The sequence below is a fragment of the Streptomyces endophyticus genome, assembly GCF_035798155.1.
Classification (GTDB): domain Bacteria; phylum Actinomycetota; class Actinomycetes; order Streptomycetales; family Streptomycetaceae; genus Streptomyces; species Streptomyces endophyticus.
In genome coordinates this window covers 28,166-54,947 of record NZ_JAOZYC010000119.1, presented here as the reverse complement: position 1 = coordinate 54,947, position 26,782 = coordinate 28,166, and the positions used below count along the sequence as shown (strand labels likewise).

Here is a 26,782-nt window from a genome sequence, read left to right as displayed (position 1 = left end):
CTTCAGTCTCGCTCGCACACGAAGATCGACGTCCCCGGGATCAGGTTCCCGCGCAGCGGCGACCAGCCGCCCCACTCCTGCGTGTTCCACTCGGGCCACTCGGGCTCCACGAGGTCGACGAGCCGGAAGCCGCCCGCCACCACGTCCCGCACCCGGTCCCCGATGGTCCGGTGGTGCTCGACGTACACGGCCCGCCCCTCCTCGTCCTGCTCCACATAAGGAGTGCGGTCGAAGTACGAGGCGGCGACGGACAGGCCCTCGGGGCCCGGCTCGTCGGGGAACGCCCAGCGGATCGGGTGCGTGACGGAGAAGACGAACCGGCCGCCGGGGCGCAGCACGCGGTGCACCTCGCGCAGCACCTGCACCTGGTCCGCGATGAAGGGGAGCGCCCCGTACGCGGAGCAGGCGAGGTCGAAGGAGCCGTCCTTGAAGGGGAGCACGCTCGCGTCCGCCTCCACGAGCGGCACCTTGCCGCCGTCGATGCGCAGCGCGTGCTGGAGCTGGCGGTGCGAGAGGTCGAGGGCGACGGGGCGCGCGCCCTGGGCGAGCAGCCAGCGCGAGCACTGCGCGGCGCCCGCCCCGATCTCCAGGACGTCCTTGCCGGCGAGCTCGTCGAGCGGGCCGAGCAGCTCGACCTCGATCTCGTCGAGCCCCTCGGGGCACCACACGAAACGGTCGTCGCCCAGAAACGTGCCGTGCTCCACCTGGTAGTCGTCCGCGTTCCTGTCCCACCAGCCGCGGTTGGCCCGCGCGCTCTCCGTGGTGTCCGAGTCCCGGCGGGTGGCCGTCGAGTCGTCGTCGACGGTGGAGGGGGAGTCGTGCGCTTCCATTGGTCCGGACTCTTGGATGATCGGCTCCCTCGTAATAATGTGCGGTCCCTGCGGCGCCAGTGGCCTCGTGCGACAGGTTTTGTGCCGGGTATGCGGCGTTCGCCCCGGGTGTGCGCCTTCGCGCATTGACCCTGTCGTGCTGCCCCCGTATGCTACAAGTTGCGCTGCGGGCCTGCGCACCTCAGACATAGCAGGCTGTGCTCGCATCTGTTGCATGTCCCCTCGGTTATCGAGGCGCCACCGGTTCCTTACGGAAGTCCGGATTCGGCGCTTCCTGGGCTGTCCGGCTTCTTCGGGTGCGAAACAGGTCCCCGGCGTAGCAGTACCCCCCGACTTTCAATGTCCGCCGGAGCCCTTTCCCACATGACGAGCAGCACCGAGACCACCGCCACCACCCCGCAGGTTGCGGTCAACGACATCGGTAACGAGGAAGCATTCCTCGCCGCCATCGACGAGACGATCAAGTACTTCAACGATGGCGACATCGTCGACGGCGTCATCGTCAAGGTTGACCGGGACGAGGTTCTCCTCGACATCGGTTACAAGACCGAGGGTGTCATCCCGAGCCGCGAGCTCTCGATCAAGCACGACGTCGACCCGAACGAGGTCGTGGCCGTCGGCGACGAGATCGAGGCCCTGGTTCTCCAGAAGGAGGACAAGGAAGGCCGCCTCATCCTGTCCAAGAAGCGTGCTCAGTACGAGCGCGCCTGGGGCACGATCGAGAAGATCAAGGAAGAGGACGGGATCGTCACCGGTACCGTCATCGAGGTCGTCAAGGGTGGTCTCATCCTCGACATCGGCCTCCGTGGCTTCCTGCCGGCCTCCCTCGTCGAGATGCGTCGTGTCCGCGACCTCCAGCCTTACGTGGGCAAGGAGCTCGAGGCCAAGATCATCGAGCTGGACAAGAACCGCAACAACGTGGTCCTGTCCCGCCGTGCCTGGCTCGAGCAGACCCAGTCCGAGGTCCGCCAGACGTTCCTCACGACCCTGCAGAAGGGTCAGGTCCGCTCCGGCGTCGTTTCCTCGATCGTCAACTTCGGTGCCTTCGTGGACCTGGGTGGCGTCGACGGTCTCGTCCACGTCTCCGAGCTCTCCTGGAAGCACATCGACCACCCGTCCGAGGTTGTCGAGGTCGGCCAGGAAGTCACCGTCGAGGTCCTCGACGTCGACATGGACCGCGAGCGTGTCTCCCTGTCGCTGAAGGCGACGCAGGAAGACCCGTGGCAGCAGTTCGCCCGTACGCACCAGATCGGCCAGGTCGTTCCCGGCAAGGTCACGAAGCTGGTTCCGTTCGGTGCGTTCGTCCGCGTCGACGAGGGCATCGAGGGCCTGGTCCACATCTCCGAGCTGGCCGAGCGCCACGTGGAGATCCCGGAGCAGGTCGTCCAGGTCAACGACGAGATCTTCGTCAAGGTCATCGACATCGACCTCGAGCGTCGCCGCATCAGCCTCTCGCTGAAGCAGGCCAACGAGGCCTTCGGCGCCGACCCGTCGGTCGTCGAGTTCGACCCGACCCTGTACGGCATGGCCGCGTCGTACGACGACCAGGGCAACTACATCTACCCCGAGGGCTTCGACCCCGAGACCAACGACTGGCTCGAGGGCTTCGACACCCAGCGCGAGGCCTGGGAGACCCAGTACGCCGAGGCGCAGCAGCGCTTCGAGCAGCACCAGGCTCAGGTCATCAAGTCCCGCGAGGCCGACGCTCAGGCCGAGGCCGAGGGTGCTGCGGCTCCCGCCGGTGGCGCGGCTCCGGCCGCCTCCTCCGGTGGCAACAGCGGCGGCGGCGGTGGCGGCGGCTCGTACTCCTCGGAGACGGCCGACAACTCCGGCGCGCTCGCCTCGGACGAGGCGCTCGCCGCGCTTCGCGAGAAGCTGGCGGGCGGCCAGAGCTGAAACGCTCTGCGCTAGCAGGTAGTTAGCGGTTGGGTCGCACCTTCTGGTGCGGCCCAACCGTTTTTTTGTGCGCCCTGGGCAACGGATGCCTTTCCGGTCGTCCGAAACTTGGGGGATACATCCAGTGGTGCTGGGGCGTAATACGGGGGTGCCACGCTCTGCGGGTCGTTCATGATCTCGTGCGATCCGAGGGAGCTGGGCACCGTGGCAGCAGTACAGGCAGGGGTCGGGGGCAGTCGGCGGGCGTTTCTGCGGAACGTGGGACTCACCGGGGGTGCGGGGGCCATGTTCGCCACTATGGGGGCCCTTGGGCTCGCACCCAGTGCGCAGGCGGCTCAGCGTGAACTGCCGTATCGGGCGCCTCGGTCGGGGGACTTCTCGCTGAGCGGGCGCGGGGCCGCGAAGGTGGTGATCGTGGGTGGGGGCATCGCCGGGCTCGCCACCGCCTACGAGCTGGGCAAGGCCGGCTACGACTGTACGGTCCTGGAGGCCAGGGGCCGCGCCGGTGGGCGCAACTTCACGGTGCGGGGCGGGGATTCGACCGTCGACACGTACGGGAACAAGCAGACCGCGCGGTTCGGCGACGGGCAGTACATGAACGCGGGACCGGCAAGACTTCCGCAGTGGATGGTGACGCTCGACTACTGTCGCGAACTCGGCGTGCCCATCGAGGTGTTCACCAACACGAACGCCGACGCGTATCTGTTCAACGAGGGCGCCGGGATGACCGAGCCCGTGCGGCACAGGACCGCCAAGGCCGATGTGTACGGATACGTGGCCGAGCTGCTCGCCAAGGCTTCCGACAAGGGGGCACTGAACAAGGAGTTGACGGCCGGCGATCAGGAGCGGCTCGTCGAGTTCCTGAAGGACTTCGGGTCCCTCGGGGACAAGCTCACCTACGAAGGGTCCGACCGGCGCGGGTACTCCACCGTGCCCGCCGCGACCGGGACGCCGGGCGTGGTGCTCGGCGGTGTGCCCTCCGCGTCCGAGGTGTTCGCCAGCGGGGTCGGGCGGTACTTCTCCTTCGAGTTCGGCTTCGATCAGGCCATGTTGATGTTCCAGCCGGTCGGCGGGATGGACCGGATTCCGCAGGCCCTGGCGAAGGCGATAGGGGCGGACCGGATACGTACGGGGGCCGTGGTCGGGAAGATCATGGACAAGGAGGACGGTGTTTCCGTCACCTATACGCAGGGTGGGCGGACGCGGGTCGTCGAGGCGGACTTCTGTGTCGGGGCGCTGCCGCCCAACATCCTCGCCAAGGTTCCGCACAACCTCGGCTCCGGCGTGCAGGGCGCCCTGGAGGCCATCAAGCCGCAGTCCGCGGGGAAGATCGGCCTGGAGTACGGCAGCCGCTGGTGGGAGACCGACCACCGGATCTACGGCGGCATCACCGAGACCGACATGGACCTCAGCCACATCTGGCACCCCTCGTACGGCTTCCACGGTGAGCGCGGGGTCATGATCGGCTACTACAACTACGACGGCGATGCCGACGCGTACGCGAAGCTCACGCCCGCGAAGCGGGAGGCACGGGCCGTGGCGCAGGGCGTGAAGATCTACGGCGAGAAGTACCGGACCGAGCTGGCGTCCTCGTTCTCGCACCACTGGCGGCAGACGCCGCACCTGGAGGCGGCCTGGCACGACACCCCGGGCGGGCCCGACGACCCCCGCTACAAGCCGCTCAACGAGCCGACGGGCCGCGTCTACTTCGCCGGGGACTGGCTCAGCTACACCGACGCCTGGCAGCACGGGGCGTTCACCTCCGCCCGGAGGGCCGTGACGAAGCTGCACGCGCGCGTGATGGCCAACTGACATGGGCTGATGTGCTGCTTATCCGCGTAAGAGACTGCTGAGAAACGGTGCGGGCGGGAATGCCCGCACCCGCTCCGTGCGTTCTTGTGGTGGAACACGAGGAGGAGCGGTCACTGTGCTTGATCCGCAGGATTTGTACTCATGGGAGCCGAAGGGGCTCGCCGCCGTGGACATGGCGCTTGCCCAGGAGTCGGCCGGTTTGGTCATGCTCTACCACTTCGACGGATACATCGACGCCGGTGAGACCGGCGACCAGATCGTGGAGCGGCTCATCGACTCGCTGCCGCACCAGGTGGTGGCCCGCTTCGACCACGACAGGCTCGTGGACTATCGGGCACGTCGCCCGCTGCTCACGTTCCGGCGCGACCGGTGGACCGAGTACGAGGTGCCGGTGCTCGAGGTACGGCTGGTTCAGGATGCGACGGGGGCGCCGTTCCTGCTGCTCGCCGGGCCCGAGCCGGACGTCGAGTGGGAGCGTTTCGCGGCCGCGGTGCGGCAGATCGCGGAGCGGCTCGGGGTGCGCCTCGCGGTGAACTTCCACGGGATCCCGATGGGCGTCCCGCACACCCGCCCCGTCGGCCTCACCCCGCACGGCAACCGCACCGATCTGGTGCCCGGGCACGCCAGCCCGTTCGACGAGGCGCAGGTGCCGGGGAGCGCCGCGGCCCTCGTCGAGTACCGCCTCATGGAGGCCGGGCACGACGTCCTCGGCGTCGCCGCACACGTCCCGCACTACATCGCCCGCTCCGCGTACCCGGACGCCGCGCTGACCGTCCTTGAGGCGATCACGGCGGCGACCGGCATGGTGCTGCCGAGCGTCGCGCACGGGCTGCGCACGGACGCGCACCGTACGCAGACGGAGATCGACCGGCAGGTGCAGGAGGGCGACGAGGAGCTGGTCTCCCTGGTCCAGGGCCTTGAGCACCAGTACGACGCGGCCGCGGGGGCGGACCAGCGGGGCAACATGCTGGCGGAACCCTTGGACATCCCGTCGGCGGACGAGATCGGCCAGGAGTTCGAGAAGTTCCTGGCGGAGCGCGAGGGCGACGCCTGAGTACGGCCCCTGGGCGTTTGTTGATTTCCTGACGGAACGCCAAGGCGATCGCCGATCTCAGGGCCTAAGCTTCCGCTTATGTTGAAGGTGGGGCTGACCGGCGGAATCGGTGCCGGCAAGAGTGAGGTGTCACGGCTGCTCGTGGAGCGGGGAGCCGTGCTGATCGACGCCGACAAGATCGCGCGGGAGGTCGTCGAGCCCGGGACCGAGGGGCTCGCCGCCGTCGTGGAGGCGTTCGGCGACGAGGTGCTCGCCCCGGACGGCAGTCTGGACCGGCCGAGGCTCGGCTCGGTGGTGTTCGCGGACAGCGACAAGCTGGCCACCCTCAACAAGATCGTGCACCCGCTGGTCGGCGCCCGCTCCGCCGAGCTGGAGGCCGCCGCGGGCCCCGACTCCGTCGTCGTCCACGACGTGCCCCTGCTCACCGAGAACGGTCTTGCTCCGCTCTACGACCTGGTGATCGTCGTCGACGCGAGCCGCGAGACCCAGCTCGACCGACTCACCCGGCTGCGCGGCATGAGCGAGGAGGACGCGCGGGCCCGGATGTCCGCGCAGGCCACCCGCGAGAAGCGGCTGGAGATCGCGGACATCGTGATCGACAACGACGTACCGCTGGAGCGGTTGAGGGAGCGGGTCGACGCGGTCTGGGCGGAGTTGGCGCGCCGGGCGCGTGCCGCGACCGCGTGATCGTCCTCGCCGCCTGCACCGCGCTCGGCGGTCTGGTGGCGCTGGTCGCGGGGGCGTACGGACTGCAGCGGAGCCGTCGCGTCCAGGCCGCGGGGAACATCGCGCAGGCCCTGGTCAAACCGCCGCAGCCGGGATCCGAGAGGCCTCTGCTCCAGTTCGAGACGGACGACGGGCGGGTCGTGGAGGTCGTCTCGCCCGTGCCGCCGAGCAAGCGTCGGCCGCTGCCCGCCGGCGGGGTCGTCAGCGTCGCGTACGACACCGAGGACCCGCGCGAGACCGTGCTGCTCGGTGGCGAACGGCCCGGCGTGGACCGGGCCTTCATGATCGCGGGGGCCCTTCTCGTGCTCGTCGGCATGGTGCTCACGGTGTCCCTGAGCCGCTCGCGCTGATCGCGCCGCGTGTTCCGCGGACGGGCCGCGGGAAGGAATAGCCCTCACGGTCCACGGTGTTGACCTGGTCGACACCAAGAGGAGGTTCGTCGTGCCCGAAGCCACGCCGGAGACACACGTCATCGACTATCGCGCCGCCGAGCAGCTCCTGGCCGCGCGCGATCCGCGCGGAGCGGTGAAGCTTCTGGACGACGTGCTCGCCGTCTACCCGGAGCACACGGCGGCCCGGCTGCTCAGGGCCCGCGCCTTCTTCGCCGCCGCCCAATTGCGGGCGGCCGAGCTGGAGTTCACGATCGTCCTGGAGCGCGAGCCGGACAACGCGTTCGCGCATTTCGCGCTGGCCAGGACGTACGAGCGGTGGGCGCGCCCGCAGCAGGCCCGGCGGCACTTCCGCCTCGCCGCCGCGCTCGACCCGCAGCCGGATTACCTGGCGGCGGCGCGCTTCGACGAGTAAGCGCTGGTCCGGGCGGACACGGCCTAGCGGGCCCTGCGGTACGGCGGGACGTCCCGGCCCGGCTGGTAGTGCGGGCCCTGGCGGATGTGCCGCAGGATCATGAACAGGTCGACCGTCGTGACCAGCCACAGGACCCCGCAGGCCAGCGCCCACCACGGGCGGTGCGCGAGCAGGAACGCGACGGTACCGAAGACCGTCCACACGAGCCCGAACAGCGCGAGGCCGAGCCGCAGGCGCAGCGGGCTGCGGGCGGTGACCGGCTCGTCACCGGTGCGGACGAAGTGCGGCGGGTGTGGCGGGTGCGTCGGGCGCATGGTCACCATCCCCTCGGGTGCGGCACCTTCCAGGATGCCACTCACGGGTGAAGTGGCGGGCGGCGGGAACGGGGCCGGTGGGCGGTTCGTTGGGCCTACATGGGTCTTGAGATGCGTACGGGATATGAGGGCACGGGGCCGGGCGCCATCACGCCGGACGGCTGTGCCGTGGAGCTCTACTCGCGGCTCGTGGTCGAGGACGAGCCGGATGTCGTCGCGGGCGCCGTGCCCGCCGGTGCGACCGTGCTGGAGCTCGGCTGCGGGGTCGGGCGCGTGACGCACGGGCTCGTCGAGCGGGGCTTCCAGGTGACGGCGGTGGACGAGTCGCCGGAGATGCTGGAGCGGGTCAGCGGCGCGCGCACGGTGCGCGGCGCCATCGAGAGCCTCGACCTCGGCGAGACGTTCGACGCGGTGCTGCTCGGTTCCATCCTCGTCCACACCGGGGACCCGGAGGTGCGTGCGGGGATGCTCGCCGCGTGCCGGCGTCATGTCGCCGAGGGTGGCAGCGTGCTGATCCAGCGCGAGCGGCAGGGGGCGCACGAGAACCTGCCGCGGGAAGTGACCGGGCCCGGCGGTGGGTTCACGATCCGCAAGCTCTACTCGGAGCCGGTGGGCGACGGCGTGCGCTCGGTGAAGGTCGAGTACGAGTTCCCGGACGCGGTGTGGACGCAGACGTACCGGGTGTGTCCGCTCAGTCCGGCGGAGTTCGAACAGGCTCTGGCGCAGGCGGGGTTGGCGGTCGACCGGGTGCTGACGGAGGACGGGACGTGGGTGCGGGCGGTTCCCGTGTGACGGTGCGGTTGGCGTGACGGCGTGCGGTGCGGCGTCCGCGGTTCCGTTGCGGGATGCCGCTCCCACGCCACGGGGCTCCGCCCCGGGCCCCGCGCCTCAATCGCCGGCGGGGCTTGATTTGCGCTTGGTATTTTAAGCCCCTGCGGCGATTGAGCAGCGGGGTATGGGGCAGAGCCCCAATCCTTCGCCCCGGGGGGGGGCCGGGCCTCAGTCGTCGGTCGGGCCCTGGCCGAAGATGCCGCGCAGGCGTTCCAGTTCCCGGCGGTCGCGCTTCGTTGGGCGGCCCGTGCCGCGGTCGCGGATGCCGACCGGGGTGATCACCTCGCGCGGGGGCGGCGGCGGGGAGTTGTCGACGTAGGCCTCCGCGGCGACCGGCGCCCCGACCCGCTTGCGGATCAGGCGCGTGACCTTGACCAGCCGCTCGTGCTCGCCGGGCCTGCGCACCCGCACCTCGTCCCCGATGCGCAGCGCGTGGGCGGGCTTGACGCTCGTCCCGTTGACCTTGACGTGCCCGCCCTTGCAGGCGGCGGCCCCCGCCGAGCGCGTCTTGACCAGGCGTACGGCCCAGATCCAGCTGTCGACCCGCACGCTCCCGCCGCCGCCCGTCCCGTCCGGCGCCTGTGGTGTCCCCGGTGTCTGCGATGCCATGCGTCCGACGATAGTCCCGCGCGGGCCGCGCCCCGAACCCGTTGTCGCGGCCCTCGGCGAGCCCCGGCCGAACTGCCCCCACCCTGCCCGGATAATCCGGGCGAAAGGAGCGTATTCGACAGCGAGGGGTGCATGAACACATGGACGGCACGGATGCCATCGACCCGAACGGCGACCCGCGGGCCGCGGTCGACCGACTGATGGACGGGCTGCGGTCCGACCTGGAGCGGCTGGCGGCCATCCCCTCCATCGCCTTCCCCGGCTACCCGGCGGAGCCGGTGCGCGAGGCACACGATCTGCTCGTCGGGCTGCTGCGGGGCGCGGGCGTGGAGCACATCGAGACGCTCGACCTGCCCGACACCGCGCCGGTGATCTTCGGCGAGATCCCGCCGCCCACGCCCGACGCCCCGACCGTCCTGCTCTACTCCCACTACGACGTGCAGCCGCCCGGCGACGAGAGCCTGTGGAAGTCGCCGCCCTTCGAGCCGACCGCGATCGAGGGCGGACTGCGGGCCCGTGGCATCGCGGACGACAAGTCGAACGTCATCGCGCACCTCGGCATGCTGCGGGCCTTCGGAGGCCGTCCGCCCGTCGGCGTCAAGATCGTCTTCGAGGGGCAGGAGGAGTACGGCAGCCCCTTCGACGCGTACCCGCCGACCGACCCCGACCGGTTCGCCTGCGACGCCATGGTCATCGCCGACCTCGGCAACCTTCGCCCCGGCACCCCCACCCTCACCACAGGGCTGCGCGGCGCCGCCGAGGTCACCGTCGAGGTCCGCACGCTCGAAGAGGCCCGCCACAGCGGCGAGTTCGGCGGCGCGGCCCCCGACGCCCTGCTCGTCCTCCTCAAGGCCCTGGCCACGCTCCACGACGTGCACGGGGACGTCGCCGTCGAAGGGCTGCGCCGCGACCCGTGGACCGGCGCCGGCTACACCGACGAGGAGTTCCGCGAGCTCGCCGGCGTCGAGGAGGGCCTCCCGCTCCTCGGCAGCGGCACCCTCGGCGAACGCCTCTGGAGCGGCCCCGCGATCACCGTCATCGGCCTCGACGTGCCGAGCGTGGCGGGCGCCGCCTCGGCCGTCGTCCCGCACGCCCGCGCCAAGCTGAACCTGCGATTCCACCCCCAGCAGGACCCGCGCGAGGCCCAGGACCTCCTCGTACGGCACCTGCGCTCGCTGCGCCCCTTCGGCATCGCGCTCACCGTCACCCCCGGCGACACCGGCCCCGGATACGAGGCGTCGACCGGCGGCCCCGCCTACCGCGCCGCCCGCGCCGCGCTCAAGGAGGCCTGGGGCACCGACGCCTCGTACGTCGCGACCGGCGGCTCCATCCCGCTGGTCAACGGCCTCGCGCAAGCCGCGCCGAACGCCGAGGTGCTGCTCTTCGGCGCGCAGGACAACCTCTGCAACCTGCACGCCCCCAACGAACGCGTCCTGTTCTCCGAGCTGCACGCCACGGTCGTCGCGATGTGCGCGTTCGTGCGGGAGTACGCGGCCGACTTCCGGAGTGGATCATGAGCACCGCCGACACGACCGAGGCCCCCGAACAGCCCCCGGCGAAGAAGAAGTTCACCTTCCCCAGCGCCCTCACCGTCCTCGCCGTCGTCACGATCGCGATCTGGCTGCTCGCGTTCCTGATCCCGTCGGGGGAGTACGACAGGAACAGTGACGGTGCCCCCGTCGAGGGCACGTACCAGCGCGTCGACTCGGGGCAGTCCTTCGTCGACCGCCTCAACGACCTCTTCCTCGCCCCGGTCAACGGCCTCTACGGCATCCAGGACCCGAAGACCGCGCTCGTCTCGCCCGACAACTCCGGTGATCTGTACGGCAGTGCGGGCGTCTTCCTCTTCGTGCTCGCCATCGGCGCGTTCATCACCGTCGTCTTCGCGACCGGCGCCCTCGACCGCGGCATCGGCCGCCTCGCCCACCGGCTGCGCGAGCGCGGGGCGCTGCTCATCGCGGGCGTCATGGCCGTCTTCTCCGTCCTCGGCACGGTCGAGGGCTTCGCGGAGGAGACGCTCGGGTTCTACGGGCTGATCGTGCCGCTGATGCTCGCGCTCGGCTACGACCGGATGACGGCGGTCGGCGCGATCATCCTCGGCGCGGGCGTCGGCGTGCTGTGCTCGACCGTCAACCCGTTCGCGACCGGCGTCGCCTCGTCGGCCGCCGACATCTCGCTGGGCGACGGCATCGCGCTGCGGTTCGCGATGTGGATCGTGCTGACCGCGGTCACCATCGCGTACGTCATCCGCTACGCGAAGCGGGTGCGGCGCGACCCGGAGCACTCGATCTCGGGCTTTCTGCCGGGGGACCGGGACCTCGACGAGACGGCGACCGAGACGGCCGAGGTTCCCGAACTGACCCGGCTGCACAAGGGAGTTCTGGTCGCCACGGCGCTGGTCTTCGCCTTCATGATCTTCTCGGTGGTGCCCTGGGCGAGCGCCCTGACCGGCGACGCCGACGCGAGCCCGTACGGCTTCGAACTCGACTGGTCCTTCCCGCAGTTGGCGGCGCTGTTCCTGGTCGCGGCCGTGCTGGTGGGGATCGTCGCGCGGATGGGCGAGCAGAAGCTCAGCTCGACGATCATCCAGGGCGCCGCCGACTTCGTCTCGCCCGCGCTCGTCATCCTGCTGGCCCGCGGTGTCACCGTGATCATGAACAACTCGAAGATCACGGACACGGTGCTGCACGCGATCGAGGGCGTGGTGAAGGGCACCTCGTCCGGCGTCTTCGCGATCATCGTCTTCCTCGTGAACCTGCCGCTCGCCTTCCTCATCCCGTCCACGTCCGGGCACGCCACCCTCGCCATGCCGATCCTCGCGCCGCTCGCCGACTTCGCGGGTGTCTCGCGCGCGGTCGTCGTCACCGCGTGGCAGGCGGCCAGCGGCTGGATGAACCTGTGGGTGCCGACGACCGCCGTCACCATCGGCGGCGTGGCCCTCGCCAAGGTCGGCTACGACCGGTACCTGCGGTTCGTCTGGCCGCTCCTCGCCATCCTCTTCATCCTGATCTGCGCGTTCGTCGCGCTGGGGGCCGCGTTCACGTAGCCCCTATCGTCGGATGCATGGACGGTCTCGGTGAACTCGACGAGCGCATCAGCGGGTGCCGGGCCTGCCCGAGGCTCGTCGAGTGGCGGGAGGAGGTCGCGCGCACCAAGCGCGCCGCCTTCGCCGACTGGACGTACTGGGGGCGCCCGGTGCCCGGCTTCGGCCCGCACGACGCGCCGCTGCTGATCGTCGGCCTCGCGCCCGCCGCGCACGGCGCCAACCGCACGGGCCGCATGTTCACGGGGGACCGGTCGGGCGACGTCCTCTACCGGGCCCTGTACGACATCGGGCTCGCCTCCCGGCCGGACGCCGTCAGCGCGGACGACGGGCTGACCCTGCACGGCGTCCGGATCACTTCGCCCGTGCACTGCGCGCCGCCTGCGAACAAGCCGACGCCGGCCGAGCGCGACACATGCAGGCCCTGGCTCGTCCAGGAGCTGCATCTGCTGCGGCCCACCCTGCGCGCGGTCGTCGTGCTCGGCGGGTTCGGCTGGCAGGCGGCGCTGCCCGCCTTCGCCGAGGCCGGCTGGGCGGTGCCGCGCCCGCGCCCCGCCTTCGCCCACGGCGCCCGCGTCGACCTCGAAGGGACCGAAGAGGCCGAAGCGCTGGCTCTCTTCGGCTGCTTCCACGTGAGCCAGCGCAACACCTTCACCGGCAGGCTCACTCCTCGGATGCTGCGCGGCGTGCTGCGGGACGCGGCGGGCGCGGCCGGGTTGCACCCGTTCGGCCCAGCTCAGGAGGACCGGGACGCCCCCGCTTCCTAGCGTGGCGGTGTGGCAGCACAGACAGCGCAGGAGACGACGTCCAAGCCGCCCGCGGCGGCCTATCGCAACCTCATCGTGGCGACCGTGGGCTTCGCGCTCACGTTCTGGGCCTGGAATCTCATCGCCCCGCTCGGCAGCGCCTTCGGCGAGTCCCTGGGACTCAGCTCGTTCGAGCAGTCCTTCCTGGTCGCCGTGCCGGTGATCGTCGGTTCGCTGGGCCGGATCCCGGTCGGCGCCCTGACCGACAAGTTCGGCGCCAAAATGATGTTCCCGCTGGTCACCGCGGCGACGATCATCCCCGTGCTGCTGGTGACGGTGGCCAGGGACTCGTACCTGGCCATGATCCTCGTCGGCTTCCTGCTGGGCCTCGGCGGCACCACGTTCGCCATCGGGGTCCCGCTGGTGAACTCCTGGTTCCCGCCAGCCAAGCGCGGCGCGGCGGTCGGCATCTTCGGCATGGGCATGGGCGGTGTGGCGCTGTCCGGGTACTTCACGCCGCGCATCGCCAAGCACGGCGAGAACCTGCCGTTCTACATCGTCGCGATCGCGCTCGCCGCGTACGTGGTGATCGCCTGGCTCTTCATCAGCGACCACCCCGGCCGCACCATCCCCACGACCTCGCTCGGCGAACGCCTCGGCGAGGCCGGGAAGCTGCGGGTGACCTGGGAGCTGTCCGCGCTCTACGCGATCGGCTTCGGCGGCATCGTCGCGTACGGCACCTATCTGCCCACGTACCTGAAGACCTGGTACGACCTCGACCCCATCGACGCGGGCACCAAGGCCGCCGGGTTCGCCCTCGTCACCGTCATCTTCCGGCCGCTCGGCGGCTGGCTCTCCGACCGGATCCACCCGGCGGTCGTCACCGCCTGGGCGCTTGTCGTCGTCGCGCTGTTCGCCATCGTGCAGGCCTTCAATCCGCATATGGCGCCCGGCGGCACGATCGACCTGCTCGTCATGGGCGCGGGCCTCGGCACCGCGAGCGGCAGCGTCTTCGCCCTGGTCGCCCAGGTCACGCCACCATCCCAGGTCGGCTCGGTCACCGGCATCGTCGGCGCCATCGGCGGCCTCGGCGGCTTCGTTCCGCCGTTGGTCATGGGCGCGATCTACAGCGCGCAGAACTCGTACTCCATCGGCTTCATGCTGCTGTCCGACCTGGCGCTCGCGGGCTGTGTGTACGCGTACGGGCGGATGCGCAGCATCAACGTGCACCAGCAGTAATCCGGAGGCGGGGCGCGGCGGGCCGGTAGTAGGTTCGCCGGATGCCTCTGTACCCGCCCGCCGAACCGTATGCCCACGGCCTCCTCGACGTGGGCGACGGCAACCGGATCCACTGGGAGACCTGCGGCAACCCGCACGGCAAGCCCGCCGTCGTGCTGCACGGCGGGCCCGGATCCGGAGCCACGCCCTTCGCCAGGCGCCTGTTCGACCCGGAGCGCTACCGGATCGTGCTGCTCGACCAGCGCGGCGCGGGCCGTTCCACGCCGCCGGCGAGCGCGTACGGCACCGACATGAGCGTCAATACGCTGCCGAAGCTGATGGCCGACCTGGAGCTGCTCCGCGCCCATCTCGGCATCGAGCGCTGGCTGGTGTGGGGCGTGTCCTTCGGGTCCGTCCTGGCCCTGCGGTACGCGCAGACGCACCGGGACGCCGTCTCCGAACTCGTCCTGACGGGCCTGGCGACGGGGAGCCAGGAAGAGGTCGACCTGTTGACGCGGGGCCTCGGCAAGGTGTTCCCGGAGGCGTTCGCCGCGTTCCTCGACGGGCTGCCCGAGGGGGAGCGGGACGGCGATCTCGCGGCCGCGTACAACCGGCTTCTGGAGTCGCCCGACCAGGCCGTGCGCGAGCGGGCGGCGCTGGCCTGGACCGACTGGGAGACGGCGTGCGTCTCGCAGCCGCCGCGCTCCGTGCCCCGCTACCAGGACCCGGACTTCCGGTACGGCTTCGCGCGCACCGTCACGCACTACTTCTCCCGCAACCACTTCCTGGACGGGCCCGACACGGTGCTGCGCGACCTGCCGCTGCTCAAGGGGGTCCCGGCGGTGGTGGTGCAGGGGAAGGTGGACCTGGGCAATCTGCTCGGCATCCCGTGGCGGCTCGCCCGAACCTGGCCGGACGCCGAGCTGATCGTCGTGGACGACGCGGGGCACAACGCGGGGGCGCCTGGCATCACGGATGAACTGGTCGCGGCCCTGGACAGGTTCAGCGGCCCGGACCGGTTCAGCGGGAGCGGCGCCGTCTGACGCGCTCTCCCTGCGCCTCGATGAACTGCAGCTCCAGGGCGATCGGAGCGGGCGCCAGGCCGGGCCCGCCGGCCTCCGCCCACGCCAGGACCTCGTCGGTCGCGTCGTCGCCCATCGACCAGCCGATCCACGCGGCCTTGCCGCCACGGGCGCGGCCCTGGGCGGAGGGCTGGAGGACGACGACGTTCGCCTGGTCGCACGGCCCGAGACAGTCGACGACCCGCACGGCGAACCGCCCCCGCGAGGCCCGCGCCGCCGCCTGCCAGCGCTCCAGCTGCCAGTCGTGGTCGTAGCCGGGGTACTTGCGGGCGTCGCCGCAGCAGCAGCCCCGGCACACGACGAGGGTGCAGGGGCGGGTGCGGGCGGCGCCGATGAGGGTGGGCACGGGGGTGGGGCTCCTGGGTTACGGGTCGGTGGTTACGCGGTGGGGGCGTCGTCGAAGAGGTGACGCACGGTCGAGCGGTAGTTGGTGCGGACGTGGGTGAGGGCCATCGACCGCGCCCGGTCCGTGTCACCCTCGGCCATCGCCTCGTACAACTCCCGGTGTTCGGCGAGCTGTTGGGCCCACTCCTCGCCGCGCCGGGTCAGCCACCGCAGCCGTCCGCTGACGGGCTGCATCACGGACACGATGAGCTCGTTGCGCGCCATCTCCAACAGCCGGTCGTGGAAACGGGTGTTGACGTCGGTGTTGGTCTCGGCGTCACCCTCGCGCGTCGCACGCGTGGCGCGTTCGAGCAGCTCCGCCAGCTCCGCCAGGTCGTCCTTGGTGGCCCGCTCGGCCGCGAGCCCGGCGGCGTAGACCTCCAAGGCCTCGCGCAGTTCGTAGAGTTCGGTGACATCGGTGCGGGTCAGGGTGCGCACGACGGCCCTGCGGGGCGTCTCGTACGTCACGAAGCCCTCGGCGAGCAGCGCCCGGATCGCCTCGCGGACGGGGACCCGGGACACCCCGAACCGCTCGGCGAGGTCCCGCTCGACGAGCCGGTCGCCCGGTCGTCGGCGCCCGCCGATGATGTCCTCGCGCAAGGCCGCGAGTACGCGCTCGCGCACCGCGCCCAGGGGCTCCACCGATCCTGCCGTCGTCATGGGTCCATCTTCGTCGATGTCCCCGAGGGGCAGGGGAAGTGGGGTGGGTTTACGGAGATGTAACCGCACGGACATTGCCGGATGGGGTCGGCGGCGGGACGATCGCGCGGTATTGGTATACCAAACCTTCTCGCCGGAGGACCGCATGTCCGTGGCCGAGCCAGTGCACTCCAAGACCACCACCCCCGTGCCGCCCGATCCGCGCCTGACCAACGAGGACCTGGCGCCGGCCCATGAGCGTAAATGGAAGGTCTACGACCTCTTCGCCCTGTGGATGTCCGACGTCCACAACCTCGGCAACTACACGTTCGCCGCAGGCCTGTTGGTGCTCGGCCTCAACGCCTGGCAGGTCTTCACCTCGCTGCTCATCGGCTTCGTCCTGATCTACATCGGCTGCAACGCGATGGGCCGCATCGGCCAGCGCCACGGCGTCCCGTTCCCGGTCGTCAGCCGGATCAGCTTCGGCGTCTGGGGAGCCAATATCCCGGCCCTCATCCGGGCCGTGATCGCCATCATGTGGTACGGAATCCAGACGTACCTGGCGTCGGTGGCCGTGAACGTGATGATGCTGGCGGCGTTCCCCGCGACGAAGTCGTGGACGGAACACTCGTTCCTCGGCCTGCACGCGCTGGGCTGGGCGTCCTTCCTCACCCTGTGGCTGATCCAGTCCCTGATCATCACGCGCGGCATGGAATCGGTCCGCAAGTTCCAGGACTTCTGCGGCCCCGCGATCTGGGTGGTGATGCTCGCCCTCGCGATCTGGGTCTGGGCGAAGGCGGGCTGGACGATCTCTCTGACCTCGACGCCGCACCCGGTGTCGACGGGCGAACAGTTCCGGCAGTGGTTCGGCGCGATCGGCCTGATCCTGGCCACCTACGGCACCCTGATGCTCAACTTCTGCGACTTCTCGCGCTTCGCGCCGGACTACCGGACCGTGCGCCGCGGCAACTTCTGGGGCCTGCCGATCAACTCAACTGCCTTCATCGTGCTGTCTGTTGTGGTGACGGCGGGCAGCGTCGAGGTCTTCGGCGAGGCGATCACCGACCCGGCGCTGCTGGTGGCGAAGATCGGCAACACCTGGGTCCTGGTCTTCGGCGCCCTGACCTTCGCGGTCGCCACGATGGGCGTGAACATCGTCGCCAACTTCGTCTCCCCGGCGTACGACTTGGCGAACGTCTGGCCGCAGAAGATCACGTTCAAGGTGGGAGGCGCGATCTCGACGGTCCTGGCCCTGCTGGTCACACCGTGGAACCTGTACTCGAACCCGGACGTCGTGAACTACTTCCTGGGCGGCCTCGGCGCGTTCCTCGGCCCTCTCTTCGGCATCCTGATGCTCGACTACTTCTGGGTGAAGCGCGGGCGGGTGGACACGGAGGCGCTGTTCGACGCGCGTCCGGGCTCTCGCTACTACTACCGGCACGGGGTGAACCCGAAGGCTCTGGCGGCGTTCGTCCCGTCGGCTGCGCTGGCCGTGGTGCTGGCCCTTGTCCCGTACTTCGACTCGGTGGCGGCGTATTCGTGGTTCATCGGGACGGCGGTGGGGGCGGGGTTGTACGGGGTGGTGTGCCGACGGGAGCGGGCGGAAGCCCTGCTCTGAGCGGGCCCGGAACTGCTCACCATGTCTGGCCCGGGCAATGGTGAGCAGACCGCGCGTCAGGCCGCCAGCAGAGGTTCCAGGAATCGGCTGGGCGTCCCGTGCCAGAAGATCGCCAGTGAGTCGCGGGACCGCGTCGCCGCAACAAACAACAACGAACGCGCACGAAGCAATTCGCGCTTGTAGCGCAGTGTGTCGGTGCGCTGAAGCCGGATCACCGCCTGCCGGGGGACGAGGCCTTCGCTCACACCGGCAATGATCATGCGCTGGTATTCGAGGCCCTTGAACCGGAACATCGTGCCGATGTGAACGCCCTCGCTCCCGCGCGGCCCGTCGGGGCCGATCTCGACAGCCCGGATGCCCGCGTGGGCAAGCGTCACCGCAACCTCCTGTGCCATCTGGTTGGTCGGCACGCAGATGGCGATCTGCTCGTGGGGGATGTCGTCCCACGTGGCGATCAGCTCGGCGATGGCATCCCGCTCCGATTCCCAGTCCTTGCTCGCGTGCAGTTCAGGGCGTCCGCCGCTGAGCACGGAGCGATAGCCCGCAAGGGTTTCGGAGTTCCCGTCGAGGTCGTCGAAGGACTCGCCCTCAAGTACCTCCAGCGCCTTCTCGAGGATCTGCCTGGTCGTCCGGTAGCTGAGGGTGAGTCTGGCGCTGCGGCCGCGGATGTTGATGCCGAGGCTGCCGAGCGTCACCTGTTGCTTGTAGATCCGCTGGTGTGTGTCACCGACGAGGAAGATGTCGTTGCGGTCCCGCGCGACCATCGACCGCAGCATCTTCCAGTGACCGGGCTGCAGATCCTGTGCCTCGTCCACCACGATGTGCCGGTAGCGGTATCGCAGCCATGCCGCCGACCCGTCCTGGAGATGGATGTTGTCCAGGCCGCCGGCCTCCTCCCGCTGCCGCTCGATGGCCTGGATGCGCTGCTCGCGGCCCATCTCCAGGCGTGCCGCCCGTTCGGCGACCTGAGCCCATGTCTGGCGTCCGAGCCGGTCGAGTCGTTGGGTGAACTTCTCGGTGAGCTGCCAGATGTCGGCACGCTCTGCACGGTTGACGTTGCGGCCGCGGCCCGCGCGCCGTGCGCGGAAGTACTCAGTACGGGACACGACGGCCTGGCCGAGAATCACCTGGGTCCACTCGTCGTGCAGGAAGTCCGCGTCCCAGCCCGATTCGCCGAGCTCGTCGAGCATGGCTCGCCACTCCCGCAGGGCCTGATTGTCGTCGATGGTCTGCTTGCTGCTGCCGGGCTCCGCCTCGCGGACGACACGCAGGGCCAGCTGGTCGACGTGGCTGATGTCCACCCGGGACACCAGGGCCTCACCGCCGAGTTCGAGGAGACGGGCCCGCAGGTCGGCCGCGAGGTTCTTGTTGTACGTCGTCAGCAGTACCGGCTTGGTCCGTCCCGGAGGTAGCTGGTCCACCAGGTGCTTGACACGGTGCAGCGCGACAATGGTCTTGCCCGTGCCGGGGCCGCCGCCGACCCGGGCGGGGCCGGAGTAGTCACGCTCGACCAGCTTGGCCTGGGTCGGATGCAGGAAGACCTTCCAGCGACCGAAGCTGCCCCCTTCGAGCGCTTCGCGCAGCGCCTCGTCGGTGGTCGTGACCATCGTGGCCGGGCGTTCGGCGGCTGCCTGGAAGTCCTCGGTGTCGACCGGCTCGGAGGCAGCGACCGGGGCCGTCACCTGCTCGAGGACGTCGTTGTAGGACTTGCCGTCGACGAGCCACAGGAGGACCTCGCCGGTCAACTGCGGTGCGTACTCGATGAGTCCGAGCAGTTGGTCCTCGGTGGTGAGCGTACGGATCACGGGCACCAGCGGCTCGGCGACACCCAGGTCGGTGAGCTGCTGGTCGGTCAGGTGGCCGAAGAGCGGTTCGGACTGGGCGGGCCGAGCCGTCGGCGGGGCCGGTTCGACTGCCGGTGGCCGCGGGGGAGCGGCTCGGCGCAGCACGCTCTCCTCGACCACTTGCAGGTCGACGTACTCGATACCGCCCGTGATCTGATTGATGCCGTAGGTGAGGCGATCGAGGTTCTCGTAGACCTCTTTGCGGTGCTTGACCGAGACGATCAGCCAGTCGCCGTCGGCGAGCCGCAGAAGCAGCGCGCGGTACTCGTCATTGACGCGGGCGGACCAGAGCCTGCCCTCCCCCTTCAGCTGTTTCAGCTGGAGGCCTGTGGCCTGTGGGTTGGCCTTGAACTTGTGCTGGAAGTCGTAGAGCGCGCCCTTGACCGTGCGGGGGAGCTTGAGGATCTCTTTGTCGGCCTTGTCGAGCAGACGCAGCGTCACACTCGTGTTGTTCATCGGTGCTGCTCCCCGTGGGTGTCTTCGTCGTCCTGCTGTTCACGATGCTGATTGGCCGCCGATAGTTGCGCTGTGAGTCGATCCTCCAGAGCCTGCGCCGACCATGCACCCGGGGGCCGGACATCCCAGCCCGCGGCGGCGAACGCCTGGTCGCGGTCCGCGGCTTCGTAGTCGGGTTCGAGGCCGTCGAGCCGGTGTGCCAGGACCACGCCCACCTTCGCGTCGGGCCAGGCCAGTTCTGCCATCCAGCCATGGGTGTTCAGTTCGAAGCCGTCGATGGGGGCTGCGACTCTTCGGGCGGCGAGTTCGGCCGCGAGTTCCTGGAGGCCGGGTTCCTCCGGGTCCAGATACTTCAGTACGTCCTCCCATGCGGCCGACGGGGCAGAGGGAGCCGCCGACTCGGTGACGGGGGCGGAGGGCGTGGCCACGACGGGAGCCGGGTCCGGCACGGGATCCGGTGTGGACAGCTTCTCGCCGATCTCGATGCGCGTGGACGCCAGCCACCCGGAACCGCCGGTCACGGCCAGCACGTCGACTGCGAAACCGTCGACGAGGCTGGTGGTCAATTGCGCGCTGTCCCCGCCACCATGCTCGAGGAACTGCAGCAGATTGCTCCAGAACAGCCAGGCCCGCCAGCGCAGTTTGTGGGCGTCGGTGTCTGCGACGGCGGCGGAAGAGTCGTCGAGGACGGTCAGTGCTGTCCAGGCCGGTGGCTGATGCCGGCCGTCCGCCACAGCGGTGACCGGGCACTTCGAGTCGTCGACGGCGGCGAACAGCCGGATCGGTCCGCTTTGCCCGCTGAGCGGTGCGTCGCGCAGCGCGGCGGCGAGTTCGGCGCCCACGGTCTCCTCTGTCACGGCCGCCGCCTTGAGTGCGCGTGCTCTGGCCAGACCGGCCAAGGCCGCTTCGGCGCGCGCCAGCCATACGTCCGTGTCCGGTCCACGCAGGTAGGACAGCAGCAGATCGGCGGGATTGACCCACACGTGGTCGGCCAGTTCCCCTGGTAGCCTGCCGCGCGACTTGGCGTAGTAGTCGCGGGCGGGCCGCTGACCGTCCTCTCCGTACGGGAACCAGACCTGGCGCGTGGGACTGGCCGCCGCGTACCCGGTGTCACGCACGCGAGTACGCCACTCCTTCACGTCGTAGTACGTGAGTTGGAAGACCCGCAGTCCCTCGGAGCGAAGCCGCGTGCGCTTGGTGGCGTCGTCGGCGAGCCGGTTGTGCTTGCTGCTGGCGTGGAACTCGTACCCGTCGAGGTAGAGCGCGATACGGGGACCCGGAGCGTCCAAGCGCTCGAAGAGCACGTCGGGCCGGGTGCCGTCGAGGACCCGCTGTTGCGAGACCCGCCAGCTCACGGTCGCGCCGCCGGGAGCGCTGAGCCGCAGGTCCAGTGAGTACGTTCCCGCAGCCGTCGTGTAGGCGTCGGCGCTCGCCTGTGCGTCGGGCTGCTTGGCCCATTCCTTGAGCGTGTCTATGAACATGACCTCGAGGTCGCTCTCGGCCTGACGCTCCAAGGGGATGGCGTGTGTCGCGGTCACCGGTGACGTCTTCCACGCCTCTCCGGCCTTTCCCAGCAACTCGTCGAGCATCTGCCGTACTTCGCTCCGGCTGACACGGTCGTAGTCGCCCGCGGGGACGCGGCGCAGCAGGCAGCGGTGGCAGCCGTCCAGGCCCTTCTCGATGCATGGGCAGTTCTCGATGACGTCGCGTGCCTTGAGGAGGACTTCGCGGAAGCCCTCCGGAGACGCAAGCCGGTGCAGGTATCCGGTGCCGCCCGGCAGCCGGTCGTACACCACGAGAAAGCGCCGCGGCCAGTCTGCGTCTCCGCTGTCGGGCATCGAGGCCGAGGCGATGTCGATGTGGTCGGGGTCGCCGCCGTAGCGCGCGGCGATGCCGACGAACAGGGCTGCTGTGAACGAGGCGAGCCGTTGCTTGGCGCGTGCGACGGATGCAGGCAGCAGGATGCGGACTGCTTCCGTGACCAGCTCGTGGGCGAGCAGCAGCGGGAGGTCCTCCCCCTTGCCCTGCTGCTCGCCTCCGGCCGCGCGTACCTTGCGGCGCGGGCACCACAGGAGGTGGTGCGCGCTGGCCTTGGCGCTCGCGGCCAGGGACTCGGTGAGCGCGTTCGCGGCCTGCTCGACGACGGGGCGCCCGTCGGCGGTGGCGCCACCGCAACTGGTGCACACCAGGAAGGGGTTGAGGCGCACGTCATCGCCGGCGACGGGAACCGTACTGCTGCCGTCCTGGCGGTCGATGCCCAGATTCAGGGTGCGGATGGTGGCGCGACGCGTGAAGTCCACCCCGAAGATGGCCGTGTCATGCCGCCAGGATCCCGACGCGAGGTGGTCGGGATCGATGTCGACGGACGTGAGCAGGGAGAAGCGGCGACGGTCCCGCTCGTCCTTGTCGTCACGGACCCGGGCGTCGTCGCGCTTGTCACGGGCGATGACCCGCCGGGGTTCGAGTACGTACTGCACGCAACCGGCGTCCGCGATCTCCCGCCCGCCGCAGCGAGGGCAGGCGGATGTATCAATCTTCGCGTTCTCGGTTCGCACGTAGCCGCACGCGGGGCACAGCCGCCACACCGACCAGGAGCGGCGGTCCGGACTGCCGATGTCCAGGGCGCGCACGACGTGCTTGTAGCCGTTGACGTAGAAGCTGTTGCCGGGGGCGAGTTCGGTCAGCGCCAGCTTGCGGGAGCGCTCGTAGTCACGTGACTCACTGCGGTATGTCTTCTTGGCACCTTCGGGTGCCTCCGTGCCGTCGGCCGGTTCCTCGGTCCAGTAGAGCGTGGCCTCCAACTGCGTGGTGGTGTCGGCGAGGCTGTAGTTCGGCAGCAGACCCAGGTCGACCAGTGCGCCGTGGGCGCTGGTCTGGCTCAGATCACGCAGCAGGTTCCCGGTCGAGCGGCGCTCGGCGAGCAGCTGGCGGTGTTCCTTGTCCTGTTCGGGGTCGGAACGGACGAGCCCGTCCACGGCGGTGTCGATCGCCGCGATCCGGCGCCGCAGCTCCTCGCGGCGTGCGGTCCATTCCTCCTCCGCCTCCTGCAACGCGCGGACGATGCCGTCGGTCGCGTACGCCCGCAGCTCGGAGGCGGCGTGCTCGGACACGTCGGCCTCTTCGGCGCCGTCGGTGGGGAAGAGGGCGAGGAACTCCTCGACCAGGGTGGCGCCATGGGTCTGTGCGGCGTCCGCCAGGTCCTGGCACCAGCCGGTCGTGCCGAACAGCGCGGACACCAGACGGGGTACCGCTTGCAGCCGCTCGCCGTCCGCGGTGGTCAGGGCTCCCCGCGCGGCCAGATCGAGAAGATGGGCCGTGTACTGGCGGCGCAGGATCTCGACGGCCGACAGGTAGCAGCCCGGCGGGACGATGTCCCCGGCGATCATCTCTCGGGGCTCGTCGAGGTAGTAGAGGTCGCGGGCACGCCGTCCGCCGAAGGCGACCACGAGCGCGTTGCCCGTCTTGCGGCCCGCGCGACCGGCACGCTGCACGTAATTGGCGGGCCCCGACGGCAGGGACCCCAGGAGGACGGCCGACAAGTCGCCGATGTCGATGCCGAGTTCGAGGGTCGGCGTGCAGGACAGGACGTTGGGGTCGGTGTAGTGCGTACCTTCTCGGAAGGTGCGCTCGACACGTTCGCGCTGCGGCCGGGTGAGCATGCCCGTGTGTTCCGCAGTCACGACCCGGAACGTACCGCCTGTCACATACAGGCGCCGGTAGTAGTCGCCCCGGTAGTCGCGCTCCTGGGACCCGCCGAAGCTGTCCGTGACACCGACGACGTCGGCGGACGGACGCAGCATCCCCTTGCAGCGGTAGCGCGGACAGGGGTGCCCGTACCAGCGCGTCCTGCGCTCCGGCAGCACCACCTGTTCCCAGCCGCAGTCGCCGCAGCTGACGAATGCCTTGTTCACGGCGCTGTCGTCGAGGAGCCGTACGGAGATGTGCCCGGGTTGAAGGCCGTACACCCGCGTGGTCCTGTCCTGGGCGGTGCGTACCGCGAGGACACCTTCCTCGGCGAGAGCGGGCAGCAGTCGGCGCAGGTACTCACTGGCGCCCGCCGCGTCCAGGCCCAGGCACCGCCGTGTCCAGTCCTGGTACCAGCCGAGCCGTCCTGTCGCCTGGTCGAAGGTGGACCGCTCCTTGGGGCTGTCGAGGAGAAAGCGCGGCGCCGCCATCCCGTCGGGGAAGGCGGGCATGCCGTCGGGCCGGCCGCCCCAGATCTTGAACCGGGTCACGCCTGCGTCGCGCATCCACGGTTCCAGCCAGCGGTGCCGCACGCCGCCACGCGTCCGCACACGCTCCAACAAGCCACGTACGAAGGCCAGATAGCGCTCGGGCGTGGGCAGTCCGCCGGCCCCTGTCACCAGCTGGCCGGGCAGCGACAGATGCAGGTCCCGGGCGAGCGCGGTGATGCGGTCGGGATCCTCGATGTCCACCTCGGCGGCGGCGGTCCGGGTCAGTTCAAGCGTGCGCCCCTGCCGGGAACGCAGCCCGAACTCCATCACCGTGGCGAAGGCAAGCCGCTCACCGATGAGCTTCCACGTGCGGGCGTCGCCGGTGCCGCGCCCCGACAACAGCCTGTCCACGCCCGGTTCGTCGTGCAGGTCCGGCGGGACGACCGCGGCGAGAGCCTCCGGATCGTCGACGGAGTCGAGCACATTCCCGATGAGGTCGTTGAGCGGCGAAGGCGCCCCGGACTCGTCGAGGTTGTGGGCGAGCAGCGAGCGCAGCGAGAACTTGTACGAGGCGTTCGCGACGTACCCCGCACGGTGTGCGGCATCCTGCGTCGAGTCGTTGAACAGCAGCGTCTTGCGTTCCTCGGGGACGAGAGCGATGTCCCCGCCGGTGAACAGCTGCGTGACGGTGGCGGAAGCGAGCGCGGCGAGGGCCGTACCGAGGAAGCGGATCCCGTTGTCCGTGTTGCAGGCCGGGCAGCGGTCGTCGACAGCCGCCTTGTCCGCGGACTTCTTGTCGGTGATGGCGAGGGTGAACCAGCCGTCCTGAAGCTCGTCACGGTCCTCGGAAGTCGGCAGTCGGTACGTTCCCTGCGCGCCGTCCAGCACCACGACCGAGAGCGGGTCCACGCCGCCCGAGGAGGGCTTCGCGCCGGTCAGCGCGTTCAGTGCATCGTCGCGCTCCGCGGCGGTGGCCGCGATGAAGTAGCGGATACGCCGCTTGTCCCGCCCGACCCCGGCACGCCACACCTTGTCCTGCGCCATGACGAGTTGCTGCGGGTCGGCCTCCGGTGACAGCGCGGCCCACCCCGACCGTCCGCAGTTTCGGCAGTAGACGGCGGGCAGATGCGCCGCCGCGGGGCGCATCGCGGTGTCCGACCCCGGCTCGGGTTCGGCCCGCAGGGCGTTCCCCGACGGCCAGTTGCCGGACGACCCCTCGTCCTCGCCTCCGCCTCCCGCCGGGGGAGCGGCGAGCGCGGCCCTGCGTGCGGCAGTCCTGTCGTCCTCGTACCAGCGGAACTCCGGGCTGGGCCCGACCCCGCGCAGCACGCGCGTGACGGGCCGTACCCACAGGTGGGCCTCGATGTGGAGGAGCGGGCGAGGCCGCTTCTCGTCGGAATCGGGGTCGTACGCGGCGGACAGCAGGGCAACGAACCGCGACAGCGCCTGAAGAACCAGACGCGGGTTCTCTCGGGCGGCCCGCCCCCAGGCGTAGCCGAACCGGCTCATCCGGTCCCGCAGTTCCCACTCGCTCAGCGGTTCCCCGTCGAGGAGGGACAGGACTCCGTGCGTGAAGTCGTGCCGCTTGAGGAGGCGCCCGATCCGGAACGCGTCCAGGCCGCGCCGTCCGAGCAGCCGCTCGGCGAGCCCGTCGAGATCCAGGAGATCCGGCCGGGCCTCGGCGTCGGGCCCACCGGAGCAGTCGACGACCTCCTTCGGTGACGGCGGCTCTGGCAGCTCGTAGTCCACCTCACCGGTGAACTGTCCGGCGGACATGCGTTCTTCGCCGATGACGGCATCAGCAGGGAAAGGTGTTCCGAAGACCTGCGCCGCGACATCGAGGATGCCGCGGTCCTGTCCGCTGCCTTCGCCCAGCGTGGCCGACGTGGCCACGGGACAGATCGTGCCGAGCGGCTGCCCGGGCCGGCTCTGCCCGGTGGCGGACGCGAGCCTGCGCAGCAGCATGGCGACGTCGGTGCCCTGCGCCCCGTCGTACGTGTGGAACTCGTCGAGCACGACGTACGCGATGTCCGCGCCCTGCCACAGCGGCTGGTCCTCGCCGCGCTGCAGCAGCAGGTCGAGCATCTTGTAGTTCGTGACGAGGATGTCCGGCGGCGAGACGCGCATCTCCTCGCGCCGCGTCATGACCCTGCGGAAATCGGTGTCCGGCCGGTCCCCGATGTACAGACCGGCGGTCAGCTGGGCCAGCTCGCTCTGTGCGAGGTACTGGCCGATGCGGCCCGCCTGGTCGGTGGCGAGCGCGTTCATCGGATACAGGAGTACGGCCTTCACGCCACTGCGGCCACGGGCCTTCTCCCGCCGACAGTGATCGAGGACAGGGATGAGGAAGGACTCGGTCTTTCCGGAGCCGGTTCCGGTGGTGACCAGCGTCGGCCGCGCGGGCCCGTGCAGGGTGCTCAGGCGTTCCCACGCCTTGGCCTGGTGCTGGTACGGCGGAAAGCTGGGTTGCCACTCCAGGTGCCGCTGCCAGCTGTCGTCCGCTTTGTGGAACGGCGTACGAATCCGCAGGTAGGGGCCACGGAAGATGCCCGTCTCCGGGTGCCCGAGGAAGCGCTCAAGCGCTGCGCGGGTGGTCGAGTCGGTGAGGGCGTACGTCGTCGTGAGGTACTGCGTCAGACTGCCGCGGATCTGGGCGGCGGCCAGGGTGGGCCTCACGTCGTGCTCCCTCGTACGTGCGCGG

Annotated in this window: 20 protein-coding genes; 13 read left to right on the top strand and 7 right to left on the bottom strand. The window is 70.1% G+C overall.

Going from position 1 to position 26,782, the window contains the following annotated elements:
- Window positions 1-2: 2 nt before the first annotated feature.
- Entirely contained in the window at window positions 3-830 is an 828-nt protein-coding gene (locus OKJ99_RS18330; protein WP_326017606.1) for a class I SAM-dependent methyltransferase, read from the bottom strand.
- A 363-nt stretch (window positions 831-1,193) separates the two neighbouring features.
- Between OKJ99_RS18330 and rpsA the strand changes: the two genes are divergently transcribed.
- From rpsA to OKJ99_RS18300, 6 genes are all read left to right on the top strand, one after another.
- A complete protein-coding gene (gene rpsA / locus OKJ99_RS18325; RefSeq protein ID WP_326017605.1) occupies window positions 1,194-2,726 on the top strand; it encodes a 30S ribosomal protein S1 in 1,533 nt (510 codons plus the stop codon).
- A 285-nt stretch (window positions 2,727-3,011) separates the two neighbouring features.
- Window positions 3,012-4,538: a flavin monoamine oxidase family protein gene (locus tag OKJ99_RS18320; protein ID WP_326017603.1), complete on the top strand. Its 1,527-nt coding sequence runs from the start codon at window positions 3,012-3,014 to the stop codon at window positions 4,536-4,538.
- A 115-nt stretch (window positions 4,539-4,653) separates the two neighbouring features.
- A complete protein-coding gene (locus OKJ99_RS18315; protein WP_326017601.1) occupies window positions 4,654-5,592 on the top strand; it encodes a PAC2 family protein in 939 nt (312 codons plus the stop codon).
- A 78-nt stretch (window positions 5,593-5,670) separates the two neighbouring features.
- Window positions 5,671-6,279 (top strand): dephospho-CoA kinase, encoded by a 609-nt coding sequence (gene coaE, locus OKJ99_RS18310; RefSeq protein ID WP_326017600.1) that lies wholly within the window; start codon window positions 5,671-5,673, stop codon window positions 6,277-6,279.
- Window positions 6,276-6,668 (top strand): DUF3592 domain-containing protein, encoded by a 393-nt coding sequence (locus tag OKJ99_RS18305; RefSeq protein WP_326017598.1) that lies wholly within the window; start codon window positions 6,276-6,278, stop codon window positions 6,666-6,668. Before coaE ends, OKJ99_RS18305 begins: the two co-directional genes overlap by 4 nt.
- 91 nt (window positions 6,669-6,759) lie before the next feature.
- Window positions 6,760-7,122 carry a tetratricopeptide repeat protein gene (locus OKJ99_RS18300; protein ID WP_326017596.1) on the top strand — a complete coding sequence of 121 codons (363 nt, stop codon included), beginning with the start codon at window positions 6,760-6,762 and terminating at the stop codon, window positions 7,120-7,122.
- Window positions 7,123-7,145: 23 nt separating this feature from the next.
- Here the strand turns inward: OKJ99_RS18300 and OKJ99_RS18295 are convergent, their stop codons facing one another.
- Window positions 7,146-7,436 carry a DUF6343 family protein gene (locus OKJ99_RS18295; protein WP_326017665.1) on the bottom strand — a complete coding sequence of 97 codons (291 nt, stop codon included), beginning with the start codon at window positions 7,434-7,436 and terminating at the stop codon, window positions 7,146-7,148.
- Between the two features lie 111 nt (window positions 7,437-7,547).
- Here OKJ99_RS18295 and OKJ99_RS18290 point away from each other — a divergent pair, with 111 nt between their 5' ends.
- Window positions 7,548-8,228, top strand: a complete 681-nt coding sequence (locus OKJ99_RS18290) for a class I SAM-dependent methyltransferase (protein WP_326017594.1) — start codon at window positions 7,548-7,550, stop codon at window positions 8,226-8,228.
- 207 nt (window positions 8,229-8,435) lie between these two features.
- Here the strand turns inward: OKJ99_RS18290 and OKJ99_RS18285 are convergent, their stop codons facing one another.
- Window positions 8,436-8,876 (bottom strand): RNA-binding S4 domain-containing protein, encoded by a 441-nt coding sequence (locus OKJ99_RS18285; RefSeq protein ID WP_326017593.1) that lies wholly within the window; start codon window positions 8,874-8,876, stop codon window positions 8,436-8,438.
- A gap of 140 nt (window positions 8,877-9,016) precedes the next feature.
- On the opposite strand from OKJ99_RS18285, the gene OKJ99_RS18280 reads away from it, so the two are divergent.
- Genes OKJ99_RS18280 through pip form a run of 5 tightly spaced genes read left to right on the top strand, consistent with a single transcriptional unit; the run spans window position 9,017 to window position 14,926 of the window.
- Window positions 9,017-10,393, top strand: coding sequence for a M20/M25/M40 family metallo-hydrolase (locus OKJ99_RS18280; RefSeq protein WP_326017591.1), 1,377 nt, complete (start codon window positions 9,017-9,019; stop codon window positions 10,391-10,393).
- Window positions 10,390-11,922 (top strand): YfcC family protein, encoded by a 1,533-nt coding sequence (locus OKJ99_RS18275; protein WP_326017589.1) that lies wholly within the window; start codon window positions 10,390-10,392, stop codon window positions 11,920-11,922. The genes OKJ99_RS18280 and OKJ99_RS18275 overlap by 4 nt, the downstream gene beginning before the upstream one ends.
- Window positions 11,923-11,939: 17 nt before the next feature.
- Entirely contained in the window at window positions 11,940-12,686 is a 747-nt protein-coding gene (locus OKJ99_RS18270; RefSeq protein WP_326017587.1) for a uracil-DNA glycosylase, read from the top strand.
- A gap of 9 nt (window positions 12,687-12,695) precedes the next feature.
- A complete protein-coding gene (locus OKJ99_RS18265; RefSeq protein WP_326017586.1) occupies window positions 12,696-13,904 on the top strand; it encodes an MFS transporter in 1,209 nt (402 codons plus the stop codon).
- Between the two features lie 41 nt (window positions 13,905-13,945).
- Window positions 13,946-14,926 (top strand): prolyl aminopeptidase, encoded by a 981-nt coding sequence (pip, locus tag OKJ99_RS18260; RefSeq protein WP_326017584.1) that lies wholly within the window; start codon window positions 13,946-13,948, stop codon window positions 14,924-14,926.
- Here the strand turns inward: pip and OKJ99_RS18255 are convergent.
- Together OKJ99_RS18255 and OKJ99_RS18250 are read right to left on the bottom strand one after the other, a co-directional pair.
- On the bottom strand, window positions 14,904-15,311 hold the full coding sequence (locus OKJ99_RS18255) for a (2Fe-2S) ferredoxin domain-containing protein (protein ID WP_326017582.1): 408 nt from the start codon (window positions 15,309-15,311) through the stop codon (window positions 14,904-14,906). The genes pip and OKJ99_RS18255 overlap by 23 nt on opposite strands.
- A gap of 32 nt (window positions 15,312-15,343) precedes the next feature.
- Window positions 15,344-16,009 (bottom strand): GntR family transcriptional regulator, encoded by a 666-nt coding sequence (locus OKJ99_RS18250; protein WP_326017581.1) that lies wholly within the window; start codon window positions 16,007-16,009, stop codon window positions 15,344-15,346.
- Window positions 16,010-16,154: 145 nt separating this feature from the next.
- Between OKJ99_RS18250 and OKJ99_RS18245 the strand changes: the two genes are divergently transcribed.
- Window positions 16,155-17,606, top strand: a complete 1,452-nt coding sequence (locus tag OKJ99_RS18245; protein ID WP_326017579.1) for an NCS1 family nucleobase:cation symporter-1 — start codon at window positions 16,155-16,157, stop codon at window positions 17,604-17,606.
- A 56-nt stretch (window positions 17,607-17,662) separates the two neighbouring features.
- Here OKJ99_RS18245 and OKJ99_RS18240 read toward each other — a convergent pair whose 3' ends face one another.
- Both OKJ99_RS18240 and OKJ99_RS18235 read right to left on the bottom strand, forming a co-directional pair.
- The gene (locus OKJ99_RS18240) at window positions 17,663-19,906 is read right to left on the bottom strand and encodes a UvrD-helicase domain-containing protein (RefSeq protein ID WP_326017577.1); all 2,244 of its coding nucleotides are present in this window, start codon (window positions 19,904-19,906) and stop codon (window positions 17,663-17,665) included.
- Window positions 19,903-26,757: a DEAD/DEAH box helicase gene (locus OKJ99_RS18235; RefSeq protein ID WP_326017576.1), complete on the bottom strand. Its 6,855-nt coding sequence runs from the start codon at window positions 26,755-26,757 to the stop codon at window positions 19,903-19,905. The genes OKJ99_RS18240 and OKJ99_RS18235 overlap by 4 nt, the downstream gene beginning before the upstream one ends.
- Window positions 26,758-26,782 lie beyond the last annotated feature (25 nt).